The sequence below is a fragment of the Terriglobus tenax genome (assembly GCF_025685395.1).
In the GTDB taxonomy this organism is placed as follows: domain Bacteria; phylum Acidobacteriota; class Terriglobia; order Terriglobales; family Acidobacteriaceae; genus Terriglobus; species Terriglobus tenax.
The window spans coordinates 1,271,864-1,285,645 of the sequence record NZ_JAGSYA010000003.1 but is presented as its reverse complement, the minus strand read 5'-3'; the positions used below and the strand labels follow the sequence as shown (position 1 = coordinate 1,285,645).

At 61.1% G+C, this 13,782-nt stretch carries 7 protein-coding genes; 4 read left to right on the top strand and 3 right to left on the bottom strand.

The features are described 5' to 3' along the window. Window positions 1–7: 7 nt before the first annotated feature. Window positions 8–442: a CHRD domain-containing protein gene (locus OHL13_RS05270; RefSeq protein ID WP_263409054.1), complete on the bottom strand. Its 435-nt coding sequence runs from the start codon at window positions 440–442 to the stop codon at window positions 8–10. Between the two features lie 608 nt (window positions 443–1,050). On the opposite strand from OHL13_RS05270, the gene OHL13_RS05265 reads away from it, so the two are divergent. Beyond that, window positions 1,051–4,485: a TonB-dependent receptor gene (locus tag OHL13_RS05265; RefSeq protein ID WP_263409053.1), complete on the top strand. Its 3,435-nt coding sequence runs from the start codon at window positions 1,051–1,053 to the stop codon at window positions 4,483–4,485. Window positions 4,486–4,551: 66 nt separating this feature from the next. On the opposite strand, the gene rocD is transcribed toward OHL13_RS05265, so the two are convergent. Next, window positions 4,552–5,754, bottom strand: coding sequence for an ornithine--oxo-acid transaminase (gene rocD / locus OHL13_RS05260; protein ID WP_317889903.1), 1,203 nt, complete (start codon window positions 5,752–5,754; stop codon window positions 4,552–4,554). Between the two features lie 278 nt (window positions 5,755–6,032). On the opposite strand from rocD, the gene OHL13_RS05255 reads away from it, so the two are divergent. From OHL13_RS05255 to OHL13_RS05245, 3 genes are all read left to right on the top strand, one after another. After that, complete coding sequence (locus OHL13_RS05255; protein WP_263409052.1) at window positions 6,033–6,491, top strand: (2Fe-2S)-binding protein; 459 nt, start codon at window positions 6,033–6,035, stop codon at window positions 6,489–6,491. 9 nt (window positions 6,492–6,500) lie between these two features. Further along, window positions 6,501–8,798: a xanthine dehydrogenase family protein molybdopterin-binding subunit gene (locus OHL13_RS05250; protein WP_263409051.1), complete on the top strand. Its 2,298-nt coding sequence runs from the start codon at window positions 6,501–6,503 to the stop codon at window positions 8,796–8,798. A gap of 77 nt (window positions 8,799–8,875) precedes the next feature. Then, window positions 8,876–10,549, top strand: coding sequence for a SpoIIE family protein phosphatase (locus tag OHL13_RS05245; protein ID WP_263409050.1), 1,674 nt, complete (start codon window positions 8,876–8,878; stop codon window positions 10,547–10,549). Window positions 10,550–10,573: 24 nt separating this feature from the next. Here OHL13_RS05245 and OHL13_RS05240 read toward each other — a convergent pair whose 3' ends face one another. Further along, window positions 10,574–13,711: a serine/threonine-protein kinase gene (locus OHL13_RS05240; protein WP_263409049.1), complete on the bottom strand. Its 3,138-nt coding sequence runs from the start codon at window positions 13,709–13,711 to the stop codon at window positions 10,574–10,576. Between the last annotated feature and the right edge of the window lie 71 nt (window positions 13,712–13,782).

Sequence of the window (13,782 nt, the reverse complement as noted above, 5' to 3'; positions counted from 1 at the left end):
TTTCTGCTTACTGCTTTAGGACCTGACCGCGAATCTCTCCACCGGGGTTCGCCGCAGTATGGAGGTTAAAGTACCACTTACCTTCCACCAGGTCTTTCCCCTGTTCGGGGGTAATTTGGGCCGTACCATCGAGTGGACTTTCAATCGGATTCACCTTGACCGGCACCTGCGGTTTGGCGTTCACTCCTTCAGCCGCCGGACCATGAAAGTGCGCCGCGGTCACCGGACCTGTCAATCCACTGAAGGTGACGTGGTAGGTCAACTCACCACTCTCCGTATCCAGCGTGGCCGTCAACGTTCCTTTCCCCGCTACATCTTTGGACGGAACCTCCTGAGCTCCGGTCAACTCCGCCTTCAACTGAACTTTGGCGGCATAGGCATGCAACGATGCGAGTGCAAGAACTCCCGTGGTTGCGACGAAACGAACTGCGGAAAAGGTCATAGCGTTACCTCTCAAATTGGAAACTGTTGGGTTGGAGGCCGGAAACGGCCGTGACGCTGCTTCCTGCAGGGAAATACGCGCGAGTCCATGCCGGAAAAACCCGACCGACTTTCTCATCTCATGGGATATGTACGGAAAGATGTGCGTGCTCAACCTGCCAGGCCCTGTGGGCTAGCGGGAGCAACAACAACGCAGATGCGGATACAGACGATGCGTCATGGAGAAGATCGTAGACCGGCCTGCCCATTCCGTCAAGCATCCGCCCATATTGTTGAACATAACTGGTTGGCCGTGGTTTTTTCTCTCTCTTTGGTATGACCTTGGGATATTCGATAAGAAACTTTCAGCATGCTCTCTCGCAGAGAGAGGCGGAAGGCGGAAAGAGGCATCGTACGAGCTCCGAACTTTATTTCAACCCAGTAACTAATCAATATTTATGAAGCATATGGAGAAATTGGGACGTTTCATCGCGGGAAAAAATCCAATAGAGGACAAGATTTCCGTTGACCCTCGACCCGTAGGACTCCTATAGTTCCGTCGAATTTTGGCAGGCCAATTCTGCAGTTTCAAAAAAATGGTCTGACCAAAATCGGAAAGGAAGTCCTTGTATGACTTTTGGCCAAAGACGCATCGCATCCTCATGGATGGTGCTGTTGTTCTTGCTGATGACCACGGCTTCTGTGTTCGCCCAGACAGGCGGCACGGCCAGCCTTCAAGGGGGAGTCACAGACCCCACAGGAGCCGCCATCACCGGCGCCAGTGTCACCCTCACCAATAACGGCACCAAAATTGCCCGCAACACGGTTACTGATTCGGAAGGCCGCTATTCGCTGCCGAACATCCCGCCGGGCGCTTATACCCTTTCTGTCACGGCGGCATCGTTCAAGGGGTACTCGCAGACCGGCCTGGTGCTGGAGGTAGGCAGCAGCATCACCATCAACCCATCGCTCAGCGTCGGCACATCGACGGAAACCATCGAGGTTGCTTCCTCGGGGGTTGCCATCGAAACCGAATCGGCGACCTACAAGCAGGTCATCGATCAGAAGCGCATCACCGAGCTTCCGCTGAACGGCCGCCAGCCCACGCAGCTTGTGCTGCTCTCCGGTGGCGCCGTCGCCGCGCCGAACAACGACATGGTCGGCTCCAAGAACTACATCACCTCGGTGGTGATCTCGGTCGCAGGATCGCAGGGCAACTACAACAACTACCTGCTGGATGGCGGAGGCCACACCGATAACTTCACCAATGTGAACCTGCCCTTTCCCTTCCCGGATGCTCTGCAGGAATTCTCCGTTGAATCAAACTCGCTGCCTGCGCGCAACGGTCTGCACCCCGGAGCCCTGGTGAACGCCGTTACACGCTCGGGCACCAACCAGTGGCACGGATCGGCCTTTGAGTTCATCCGCAACAACGTTGTCAACGCGACCAACTTCTTTTCCGGCAGCAAGGACACCGTCAAGCGCAATCAGTTCGGTGGCACCTTCGGCGGAAAGATCGTCTCTGATAAGGCCTTCTTCTTCTTCGGTTACCAGGGAACGCGCAATCGTCAGGTCGGCAACTCCACGAACGTCTGCCTGCCGACGGCAGCGGAACTGAATGGAGACTTCAGCCAGATGCCGGCTTCCGGCAACTGCGCCCGCGCCATCGCCGACAACGGCAATCTGTACGATCCAAAGACAAACGCCAAGATCAACACCAATCCGAACCTGGCTAACTACCGTAAGATTCCAACGAGCAGCCTTTCGCCGACATCGCTCGCGCTGGTCAAGTATCTTCCTACCAGCCTGGCCGATCCCACGACCGGCTTCTTCAGCGTTGCCATCCCGGCGAACTACACGGAAGACCAGTACATCGGTCGCGTTGATTACAACATCAACAGCAACCACAACGTCTTCTTCCGCTCATACATCACCAACTACAAGGCCCCCGCTTACTATTCGCCGACGAACCTCCTGGTTACTACCACCGCCGGCAATGATCAGCGTGTGATGGCCTTCACCCTGGGCGATACGATCACCCTGACACCCCATCTGGTCAACAGCGCGCACGCCAGCTATACACGTCGCCGCAATAACCGGGGACCGACAGCAGGTGGCATCAACGCCAACACGATCGGCGTCAACATCTACACCTACGTTCCCGTGGATTTACGCCTGTCCGTCACCAACCAGTTCTCCGTCGGTTGCGGCACCTGCTCCCCCGGCTTCTTCAACGTCAATACCGAGACCTTTTCGGATGACATCGACTGGATCAGGGGCAAGCACCAGATCGCCTTCGGCGGTGAATACATCCGCACCGGTGACAACACCAACGCCGGCTACCTGCAGAACGGAAACTTCTCGTTCACCGGAGCAGCCAGCGGCGGACAGTATGTAGGCGGCGGCGTGGTTACCAGCGCAGGCGAGCCGATGATCGACTTCCTGACCGGAAAGCAGAACAGCTTCGGGCAAAGCCGTCAGCAGAAAACCACCTATCGCCAGAACATCTTCTCGCTCTACGCGCAGGACACCTTCCACTTCAACTCGCATCTTACTCTGAGCCTTGGCGTTCGTTACGAGCCCATGCTCTACCAGACCGACAAGTTCGGACTCGGTTCCACCTTTGACCAGAGCGCATTCAACGCCAATACCCACAGCACCGTTTATCCCAATGCACCCGCTGGCATCTTCTTCTACGGCGACGCGGGAGTGCCGAAGAAGTTCACCAACAATCGTTGGAACAACTTCTCGCCGCGCTTCTCGCTCAGCTACGACCCCATCGGCAATGGCAAAACGGTCTTCCGGGCCGGTGGAGCCATCATGTATGACACGCCCAACCTGTACACCTCGCAGCGGTTGACCTCCAGCCCGCCGTTCGTCAATGAAATCGCGGTGAACGGGAGTACGACCACCGGAGCCGTCGACTTCACCAATCCCTATGCCAATTACGCAGGTGGCAATCCCTTCCCGGGGACCTTCCCGCCGAACTCTTCGGCAGTCTTCCCCACCAACGCCTACTACGTTCTGCTGCCGCGGAACATCCGGACCCCAACCGTCTACCAGTGGACCGCCTCGGTCCAGCAGGACCTTGGCCGCGGATGGATGATGTCGCTCAGCTATCTTGGCAACCACAACGCACACCTGTGGCTGGGCCGCGCCATCAATCCGGCTGTGTATATTCCCGGCACCTGGACGGGCGCAGGCTCCTGCGGCGCTCTGACGGTTTCGCCGGGTACTGGCAGCGCTTGCTCCACCGTGGGCAACGCTCCGCAGCGCACGGTCCTGGCCCTGGCGAACCCGACGCAGGGTGCATTCTTCAGCCCTACCATGACGCTAATCAGCGATGGCTATGACTCCAGCTACAACGGTGTTATTGCCGCCGTACAGCACCGTATGTCTGACAGCTTCAGCCTGCTGACCAACTACACCTGGTCACACTGCATCTCCGTTGGCGATGCGCCGGGCGACGTTGCCGGCATCATCAACCAGAACCCCGCCTACCCGCGTGGAGATCGCGCCAACTGCGGCTTCGATGTGCGGCATATCTTCAACACCTCCATCGTTGCCTCCAGTCACTTCAAATCGATGAACGGCTTTGCACGCGCTGTTCTCAACGACTGGCAGCTTGCGCCGATTGTCCGCATCCTCAGCGGCACCCCGCTGAACGTCACCAGCGGCATCGACAACTCCCGCACCGGCCAGGGCCTTGACCGCCCGAACTACGTTACGGGAACCGCCATCTACACCGGTAACAAGGTTCAGCGCCGCGCCAACCTGGGCTACCTGAACAAAGCTGCCTTCACCCAGAACGCCGTGGGCACCTTCGGCAACGTAGGCCGCAACTCCTTCCGCCAGCCGAACTACTACAACCTTGACCTTTCGCTCAGCCGCAACTTCAACGTCTACGAACGCCTGAAGCTGCAGATGCGCATTGAGGGCTTCAATGTCTTCAACCACCCGTTCCTGAACGGCTTCACCACCACGGTAAGCTCCGGCACCTTCGGCAATGCCACCACGGCTGCCGATCCCCGTATCTTCCAGGCGGCGGCGAAGTTCAGCTTCTAAACGTTCCTTTTAGCCAACAAAGAGGCCACCGCAACCGCGGTGGCCTCTTTCTCTTGTCCAGCTTCCCTACTTCGCTGTTTCCAGCACGCGCGTCAGCCGCTCCATCGCCCACGCAATCTCTTCTTCCGTAATGCAAAGCGGCGGAGCAATACGAATAATGTTGCTGTGCGTCTCTTTGCAGAGCAGACCCTCGGCCTGCAGAGCCTCGCAATACGGCCTCGCCGCAACCTCGAGCTCAATCGCAAGCCAGAGTCCGCGACCACGCACACTGCGAATCACCGGGCTCTTGATGCCCTGCAGCTTCTCCAGGAACAACGATCCCAACCTGGCCGAACGGGTCACCAGGTCCTCATCCACAATCACACGCAGCGCCGTACGCGCCACCGCGCAGGCCAGCGGATTGCCGCCGAAGGTGCTGCCATGATCGCCCGGATGCAGCACGCCCATCACCTCATCCGAAGCCAACACAGCCGATACCGGATAGAAACCACCCGCAAGCGCCTTGCCCAGGATCAGCACATCCGGACGCGCATCGTCGTGCATGTAGGCAAACATCTTACCCGTACGCGCCAGGCCCGACTGGATCTCGTCCGCGATAAAGAGAACGTTGTTCTCCGAACAGATCGTGCGTACCTGGCTCAGAAAACCATCCGGAGGCATCAGCACTCCCGCTTCACCCTGGATCGGCTCTACCAGGAAGGCGCAGGTGTTCGGCGTAATGCTGGCCCGCAGGGCCTCGGCATCGCCAAACGGAATCGTGCGGAAACCCGCGGGATACGGTCCAAAGCCATCGCGGTACTGGTCTTCCGAAGAGAAGCCGACAATCGTGATGGTGCGGCCATGGAAGTTATTGGAGCAGACGATGATCTCCGCCTGCCCTTCCGGAATTCCCTTGTGCTTGTAGCCCCACTTGCGCGCAATCTTCAGCGCGCTCTCCACGGCCTCGCTGCCAGAGTTCATCATCAGCGCCCGCTCGTAGCCGGTCAGCTCATGCAACTCCTTCAGCAGCAGCGGCAATTGGTCATTGCGGAAGGCACGTGAGGTCAGCGTCACTTTGCCCGCCTGCTCCACCAGCGCGGCAAGAATCTTCGGATGACAATGCCCCTGGTTCACCGCCGAATACGAAGCCAGGCAATCGAGATAGCGCTTTCCTTCCACATCGAAAAGCCACGCGCCCTCGGCCCGTTCCACCACGACATCCAGCGGATGGTAGTTATGCGCTCCATACTGATCTTCCAGTTCAATGAACTGGCGCGTTTCCATACTCATAACACCCTCAAACTTGTCGGTTCTGCCTAGTGTCTCAAATGCACCCTCTGCTCCGCCACACGATGCCCCTCACCAGCCATCCGCACGGACAGGAAGAATGAGCTCAGGCGCGATCGGAATACTGCGCAAAACGCTATCCGTCCCGGCTTCCGAAGGTCTAAGCCGGTATGCGATGATGTTCCAGACTTTCGGGGCGGCCTGCGCATTGCTGCGGAAAGCCCCCGGCCCCATAACAATTGCGAGTCTGCATCGCGCTGAGAGAAAGCGAGAGTGGCGTCATGGCATTCCAGATCAAGGTAAACAAACAGCTCCGCAGCGTGGACGTTGCCGAAGACACACCGCTGCTATGGGCTCTCCGGGACGATCTCGACCTGAAAGGCACCAAGTATGGCTGCGGCGTCGGCATGTGCGGCGCCTGTACCGTGCTGATGGACGGCAAGCCCATCCGCTCCTGCCTGACGCAGGTCTCGCAGGTCACCGGCAGCATCACCACCATTGAAGGCCTCGCTGAAAACGGAAAGCTCCACGCCCTGCAGCAGGCCTGGATCGACCAGGACGTGGCCCAGTGCGGCTATTGCCAGGCCGGCCAGATCCTGGCCGCCTCTGCCCTGCTGGCCAAGTCGCCCAAACCGACCGATGCCGACATCGAGTCCGCCATGACCGGCAACCTGTGCCGCTGTGCCACCTACAACCGCATCAAGGCCGCCATCCACCAGGCAGCCGGCACGAAAGCATAAGGAGCCGCCATGCAGACCATCGAGAGATTCGCTCAGTATGACGCCGACATGCAGGCCCTGATCGCCGAAGTGACAACCATGCCGGCTCCCGCCACGGCCACCGCCATGGGACGCCGCTCCTTCCTGAAGCTGGCCAGCCTCGCCGGCGGTGGACTCGTCCTGGCCTTCCATCTGGATACACGTTCCGCCCGCGCCGAAGAGGCAGGCCACGAGACCACTGTCTCCGGGCTGAATGCCTTTGTCCGCATCGCACCGGACAATATCGTCACCATCTATTCCAAGGGGCCGGAGATCGGTCAGGGCATCAAGACGGCCTTTGGCCTGATCATCGCAGAAGAACTGAACGCCGACTGGAAGACCGTCAAGGTCGATCAGGCTCCCATCAACCCCAAGGTCTACGGCTACCAGGGCGCAGGCGGCTCCACCTCCATTCCGCGCGGATGGGACCAGCTCCGCCAGGCCGGCGCAGCCGCGCGCTCCATGCTGATCGCCGCCGCCGCAAAGCAGTGGAAGGTTCCGGTAAGCGAGTGCACCGCGGCCAACAGCTTCGTGATCCACACACCGTCAAAGCGCAAGCTTAGCTATGGCGCCCTGGCAAAGGATGCCGCCACCATGCCGGTGCCCGAGGTTGCCAGCCTCACGCTGAAGACGCGCTCCGAATACACCCTGCTGGGCAAGCGTTATACCGGCGTTGATAACGACAAGATCGTTACCGGCAAGCCGGTCTTCGGCATCGACGTCACCATGCCGGGCATGCTCTTCGCCAACTACGTGAAATGCCCCGCCGTAGGCGGCAAGGTCAAGAGCTCCAACCTGGACGAGATCAAGAAGATGCCTGGCATTGTTGATGCATTCGTTCTGGACGGCACCGGCAACCCTGCGGAAGTCATGCCCGGCGTCGCCATCATCGCCAAATCTACCTGGCAGGCCTTCAAAGCCAAAGCCGCCCTGAAGGTGGAGTGGGACGAGAGCGAAGCCTCCAAGGATTCCCTGACGCAGGCCGCCGCAAAGGCCAAGGAACTCGCCCCCACCTTACCCATTCCTATGACCAACGTCGGCGACGTTGACGCCGCCTTTGCCTCCGCCGCCAGGATTGTCGACGTGGCCTACGACTACGCCATGGTCTCGCACCAGCAGCTTGAACCACAGACCAGCACCGCATGGTGGCACGACGGCTGCATGGAGATCTGGACCCCTAGCCAGATGGCCGACCGCGGCCTGGGCATGGTGGCCAAGATGCTGAACCTGACCGAAGACAAGGTCATGGTGCACCAGACGCGCGCCGGTGGCGGTTTTGGACGCCGTCTGGCCAATGACTATATGTGCGAGGCAGCAGCCATCGCCATGAAGGTCAACGCTCCCGTCAAACTGCAGTGGAAGCGCGAAGACGACTTCGCGCACGACATGTTCCGCGCCGGTGGCCACCACTTCCTGAAGGGAGCAGTAGACAAGAACGGCAAGCTCAGCGCCATCCAGAACCATCTCGTCAGCTTTTCGGCCGATGGCGGCAAGACCGCCGTCTCCGGCGGCTTCCTCAGCAACAACAGCTTCCCGGCCGACGCCGCGCCGAACGTCCGCTACGCCCTCACCAAGATGCCGCTGCAGATTCCTTGCGGCCCCTGGCGCGCTCCCACAGACAACGTGCAGATGTTCGTCATCGGCAGCTTCCTGCATGAGATGGCTCTCGCCGCCGGACGCGACCACGTCGAGTTCCTGGAAGAGTGGCTTTCCCGCCCGCTGGCTGCGCCCGCACAACAACCCGGCGCTCCCCGGCCTGACCCGAGCCGCAGCTATAACCCGCAGCGCGCCGTGGCCGTGCTGAAGCTGTGCGCGGAGAAGGCCGGCTGGGGTAAAAAGCTGCCTGCCGGACATGGGTTGGGCATCGCCTTTGCCTGCTCCTACGGCGGACATGTCGCCGAAGCCGTGGAACTGAGCGTCGACGCCAAAAAGAAGATCACCGTACATAAGATCACCGCCGTTGCCGACATCGGTCCGATCATCAATATGAGCAGCGCGGAGAACCAGGTGCAGGGCGGCGCCATCGACGGCCTGTCCACCGCCATGGGGCTGGAGATCAACGTCGAAAATGGCCGCATTCAGCAGACCAACTTCGGCGACTACCCCATCCTTCGCATGCGCAGCGCTCCGCCGGTCGAGGCTCACTTCATCCAGTCGGACTTCCGTCCCTCCGGTCTGGGAGAGCCCTGCGTTCCTCCGCTGGCCGCGGCACTCGGCAACGCGCTCTTCGCCGCAAACGGAGATCGCGTCCGCACCATGCCGTTCAAACGGGCGGGATACTCCATTTAGCCCTCGGTTACGCTGCCGCATCTGAGCTTCTGTGCGGCAGCGTGCCATGAGTTTGCTACACTGGCGGCTCCACCTAAATGACCATGGCCGAGAGCACGTTTGCCCCCATGAAGATGCTGCTGGAGGATCGCGGAAACCGCTTCCCCCGCACGCTGGACAGCGTGCCATTCACCATTGGACGGCTTAACGACCGTTCGCTGGTGCTCGACCACCCGTTCATTTCGCGCGCCCATGCGCAGATTCATCACCAGAACGGCCAGTATCTGCTGGAAGATCTGCGCAGCACCCACGGTACGTATCTGAACGGTCGCCGCCTGGACGCCATGGCCGGCCCGCAGGTACTCTCCCCCGGCGACAAGATTCGCTTCGGCTCTTCCGACGGCCCCCTGCTGCGCTTCGGCAAGCCCGCCCGCGATACCGCCAGCCTGAAAGACCTGATGGGCCAGATGCAGTCCATCGCCATGCCCAGTGAAGGCTCTGACCTTGAGAAGCTGCGCTGGTTCCTGGAAGCAGCACGCAAGCTCAACGCCGTCGGCGCGGTCGAAGAGGTTCTAAAATCCCTGGTCGAGATCACACTGGACCTGACCAAGATGGAGCGCGGCTTCGTCTACCTGCGCGATACCGACACCAGCGAGCTGACCATGGCCGTGGGACTCTCACTGGCCGGGGAAACTCTCCCGGACGCACGCGATGTCTCGCAGTCCGCCATTCAGCAGGCCACGCGCAGCGCCGCCGAATACATCATCACCGATACGCTCTCGGCTGAAGGCAGCCTGTCGGACTCCATGGTCGCCGGAAGCATTCGCACCGTCATCTGCATTCCGTTGCGCAGCCGTCATTCCGATTTTGGCGGCGACGACGACAGCAAGTCCGAGTTCGGCGGTGAAATTCTCGGCGTGCTCTATCTCGACAGCCGCCTGAAGGCCGGCACACTCAACGAGGTCGACAGCGGCCTGCTGGAAACCATCGCCGGAGAAGCCGCATCGCTGATCGAAAACGCTTCCCTGGCCCGCGCCGATGAAGCCGCGCGCCGCTACCGCGAAGAACTGAACATCGCCGCGCACATCCAGCAGGGCCTGATGACCGTGCAGATCCCGGACATCCCCTACGCCCGCATCAACGCCCGCAACGTGCCGTGTAAGGACGTCGGCGGCGATTTCTTTGATGTTCTGGTCGATGAAGACGGAGTCTCGCTCGTCATTACGGATGTCTCCGGCAAGGGTGTCTCCGCCGCTCTCCTGGCCTCCACGCTGCAGGGCCTCGTTTACTCGCAGCTCGCGGCGCGCCAGCCGCTGGAGCAGGTGGCACGCATGTGCAACCGCTTCATCTGCGCAAAAGACATCGGCAAGTACGCCACCATGATCGTTCTGAAGCTGAGCAAAAACGGCAACCTGCAGTACATCAATTGCGGTCACGTCATGCCTCTGCTGGTGGGCGACGGCAAGGTGGAAAAGCTCACCGCCACCAACCTTCCGGTGGGCCTGCTGCCGGACGCCGACTACGACGCCGCTTACCTTAAGATGCCGCAGAACAGCCGCCTCATTCTCGTCACCGACGGAGTCACCGAAGCCGAAGATCCTGACGGCGAATTCTTTGGCGACGACCGTCTGGAAGAGGCCGCCTCCCAGTTCGACTCCGTGGCAGAGATGTTCGACTCCGTGCAGCGCTTCATGAACGGAGCTCCGCCCACCGACGACTGCACCATGATCGAGCTGCGCTACCACGACCGCCGCACCGAGCCTCGCGCCTGAGACGGCACACGCTCCGGGTCTGACTTACTTCCCCTTCGCCTTCGCTTCCGCCAGCAGCGGCGAACCCGTCCCGGCATCCTTCCACAGCGTGGCAAACGCTTTATAAGCCGGAACCGCGTTGTTGTGGTCGCCCATCGCATCATAGGCATGCGCCAGCCCGATCTGCGCCGCCGGATACGCCGTACCGCCGCTCAGCAACGACTGGCCGCGATGCTGCAACTGCACCTGGTAATCAATCAACGCCACCTGCGGCTTGCCCGTCGCCACCTGCGCCTGTCCCCGCAGATACGCTCCAATCGTCACCGTGTCGTAGCTCTTGGCCCTGGACAGAACCTCCAGCGCGGCGGCAGCCTCTCCTGACTTCCACTGAATGGCCGCGGCGACCATCGGCGCAAGATACTCCTTCGCCGCCATCCCGGGCTGGCTCTTCAACGTAGCCAGATGCTGTCGCGCCAGCTCTGCTTCCCCGCACATCGCCGCCGCCAGCCCTGCATCGTAGGCCGCCGTAGCGGTGGTTGTCTGCGCAGACCCCAGAAACTCCTTTGCCCCGGCACAGTCCGCCACCAGCGCACGATCCAGCGCGGCCTGCGCAGCATACGTCGCAGCAACCGAAGACAGCTTCGAGCTCTGTCCAACACGCTCTATCGCCTGGCGCCACACCGCCGCTCCTGCCTGCAGGTGTCCCGTGTTATCCAGGTACATGGCATAGGCCGGGCTTAGCATCAGGGCATCCGGATGCTGCTTTGCGCTCTCCACCAGCGTGTCCAGAAGATCGTTATTGCCCTGCAGATACGCCGCCAGCAACTGCAGGCCGCCATGCTGCGATCCTGCCTTCGCCGCCTGCCGCTCCAGTTCCAGCGCCGCCTCGTACCGGTTCAGAGCAATCATTGCCTGCTCCGCTTCGCGATACATCTCTCCATCGGCAGGATTGCGCTTCAACCCTTCCTGCGCCGCCTGTCCCGCATCCGCCCAATGGCCAAGCTTGCGGTTCACCACGGCCTGCAGACGTAGGCCGTCGGTATCGTCAGGAAAGTCCTTGCTGTAGCTCTTCAGCAACTCCAGTGCTTTGGTCAGGTTGCCCTTGGCGTACAGCTCATCGACGACCGAGCCCAGCGCTGTCAGCCGTTGCCCGCTCTTCCCGGTATTCGCTCCGGCAGAGCGCGCCGCCGCCGAAGCCGCATCTTCGGCGCCGATGGCTTCATACAGCATGGCCAGCTTTACCTGCGGTTGCGCAAAACCGGCATCCGCCGCAGACGCCCGCTCGTAGGCCTGGATCGCCTGCATGGGTTGCCAGCGGCTCAGCGCCAACTCGCCCAGGGCGTACTCCCGCAAAGCCTCCTGCGAGGAGCTGGCCAGGCTGTTGAACGGGACGCTGGTCTTCTCCATGTCGCTGTTCGACTCACCCAACGCCGCACGCAGCGGCTGCGCCAGCCGGTCCAGCGTTACACCAATCTGTTCCTTGCTTGCCGCGCGTTCGCTGAAGCTGGCCAGCGTCCTTCCGGACGAGGTCTCATTCAGCGTCAACGCGATGTCGTAGCTTGCGCCGCTTGACGAGATGCTGCCAAACAGAAAAACCGGCACACCGGCATCAGACGCTACCTGGCGAGCCCTGGCTGCGTCTACCGGCTGGTTTCCAGCGCCTTCTCCTTCTGCGGCAAGCTCAGCGGCAAAAGACTCCGGCCCACGGAAGACAATCGTCTGCGACTGCGACAACTCCATGGCCAGCCCTGCCGCAACCCAGTCATTCAGCGTCGCGTCGCCGGTCTGGTTCTGCAGAGCGGTAATCATGACCGCCTGCCCCGGCACCATCACGTCAGAAACGACACTGCTGCTCCGCGTCTTCACATAGCCAAACGCACCCGCGGCCACCACAGCTACAGCAGCGGCTGCGACCAGAAGCTTCCGGCTGCTCTTCTTCTGCGGCTCGTCGTACGAAGCGCTTTCGTATTCTTCTGAATTACTCTCCGCTGAGATGGCAGGCCGCACAGCCGATCGTGCTCCCGACACCACGGCAACGGCCGCGGCTTCCTTTTCAACGGGCTTCGACACCACTGGAGCCGGATTCACACGCGCCGCAGGAGGCCGCCATCCTGCAGCCGGGATGCTGATCTCCGTCACATCATTCGGCCCGGAAACATGCTGTTCCGGAGGCGCCACAAAGGGCTGCGATGCCCGCTCCGGCAGGTCATTCGCACGGCGGCCACCCGGGACCGCGGGACTCGACGGACGGCGGGCCCGGCGATTCACGGCCTGCGGATCGCCAGGGTCGTTGACCGGCGACTTCGCGCGTTGCGCCCACCAGGCTTTCTTCCCCCCATCGCGGATCGCATCCAACGCGGCAACCACCTCCCGCGCGCTCTGGTAGCGGTTCTTCCGGTCTTTGGCCAGCAGCTTCAGGATGATCTTTTCCAGGTCCTTCGGGACATTGGCTCCAAAGCTCTTCATCGCCGGCGGATCATGGCTCAGGATGTTGACGAAGATGACCGCGCTGGTCGCGCCATCAAACGGCACCTGCCCCGTCACCATCTCGTACAGCAGAACCCCAAGCGAGAACAAATCCGAGCGGGCATCCAGTTGCTCACCGCGCGCCTGCTCCGGGGACATGTAGCAAACCGTTCCCACCGTCGAGCCGGAGACCGTCAGGTCCCGCGTCAGGTGCGAGTGGTCCAGAGGACGGTCTATCTTCGCCAGGCCAAAGTCCAGAACCTTTGCCTGCGATGTCCCGTTCGGGCGCGGCACCAGGAAGACATTTGCCGGCTTGATGTCGCGATGGACAATGTTCTTGGCGTGCGCCGCCGCCAGCGCCTCGGCTATCTCACTGCCGTAGCTCACCACATCGCCCAGCGCCAGCGGTCCACGGTTGATGGCATCGCGCAGGGTCTCGCCATCCAGCAGTTCCATCACCATGTACGGAACGCCGTCGTGATCGCCGATGTCGAAGATGGCACGGATATTGGGATGATTCAGCGCGGAAACAGCCCGGGCTTCGCGCAGAAAACGTTCATGAAGCCCCGGCATCGCCAGGTCGTCGTGCAGCATCTTCAGAGCGACTTCACGATGCAGACGGGTGTCCATGGCCCGGTAAACCGAACCCATGCCGCCAAACCCGAGCGAGCCCAGTATCTGGTACGGGCCTACAGAACTGCCGATTGCAATACTCATATTCGAAACATCGCAGCTTGCCGCCAACTTGCGGCAGAGGCCCAACACGTACCTTGGGGAAGTGCGTCCAT

Excerpts from the sequence above, each read along its gene's own strand:
- OHL13_RS05270 (WP_263409054.1), bottom strand. The coding sequence starts at position 442 with ATGACCTTTTCCGCAGTTCGTTTCGTCGCAACCACGGGAGTTCTTGCA.
- OHL13_RS05265 (WP_263409053.1), top strand. The coding sequence starts at position 1,051 with ATGACTTTTGGCCAAAGACGCATCGCATCCTCATGGATGGTGCTGTTG.
- rocD (WP_317889903.1), bottom strand. The coding sequence starts at position 5,754 with ATGAGTATGGAAACGCGCCAGTTCATTGAACTGGAAGATCAGTATGGA.
- OHL13_RS05255 (WP_263409052.1), top strand. The coding sequence starts at position 6,033 with ATGGCATTCCAGATCAAGGTAAACAAACAGCTCCGCAGCGTGGACGTT.
- OHL13_RS05250 (WP_263409051.1), top strand. The coding sequence starts at position 6,501 with ATGCAGACCATCGAGAGATTCGCTCAGTATGACGCCGACATGCAGGCC.
- OHL13_RS05245 (WP_263409050.1), top strand. The coding sequence starts at position 8,876 with ATGACCATGGCCGAGAGCACGTTTGCCCCCATGAAGATGCTGCTGGAG.
- OHL13_RS05240 (WP_263409049.1), bottom strand. The coding sequence starts at position 13,711 with ATGAGTATTGCAATCGGCAGTTCTGTAGGCCCGTACCAGATACTGGGC.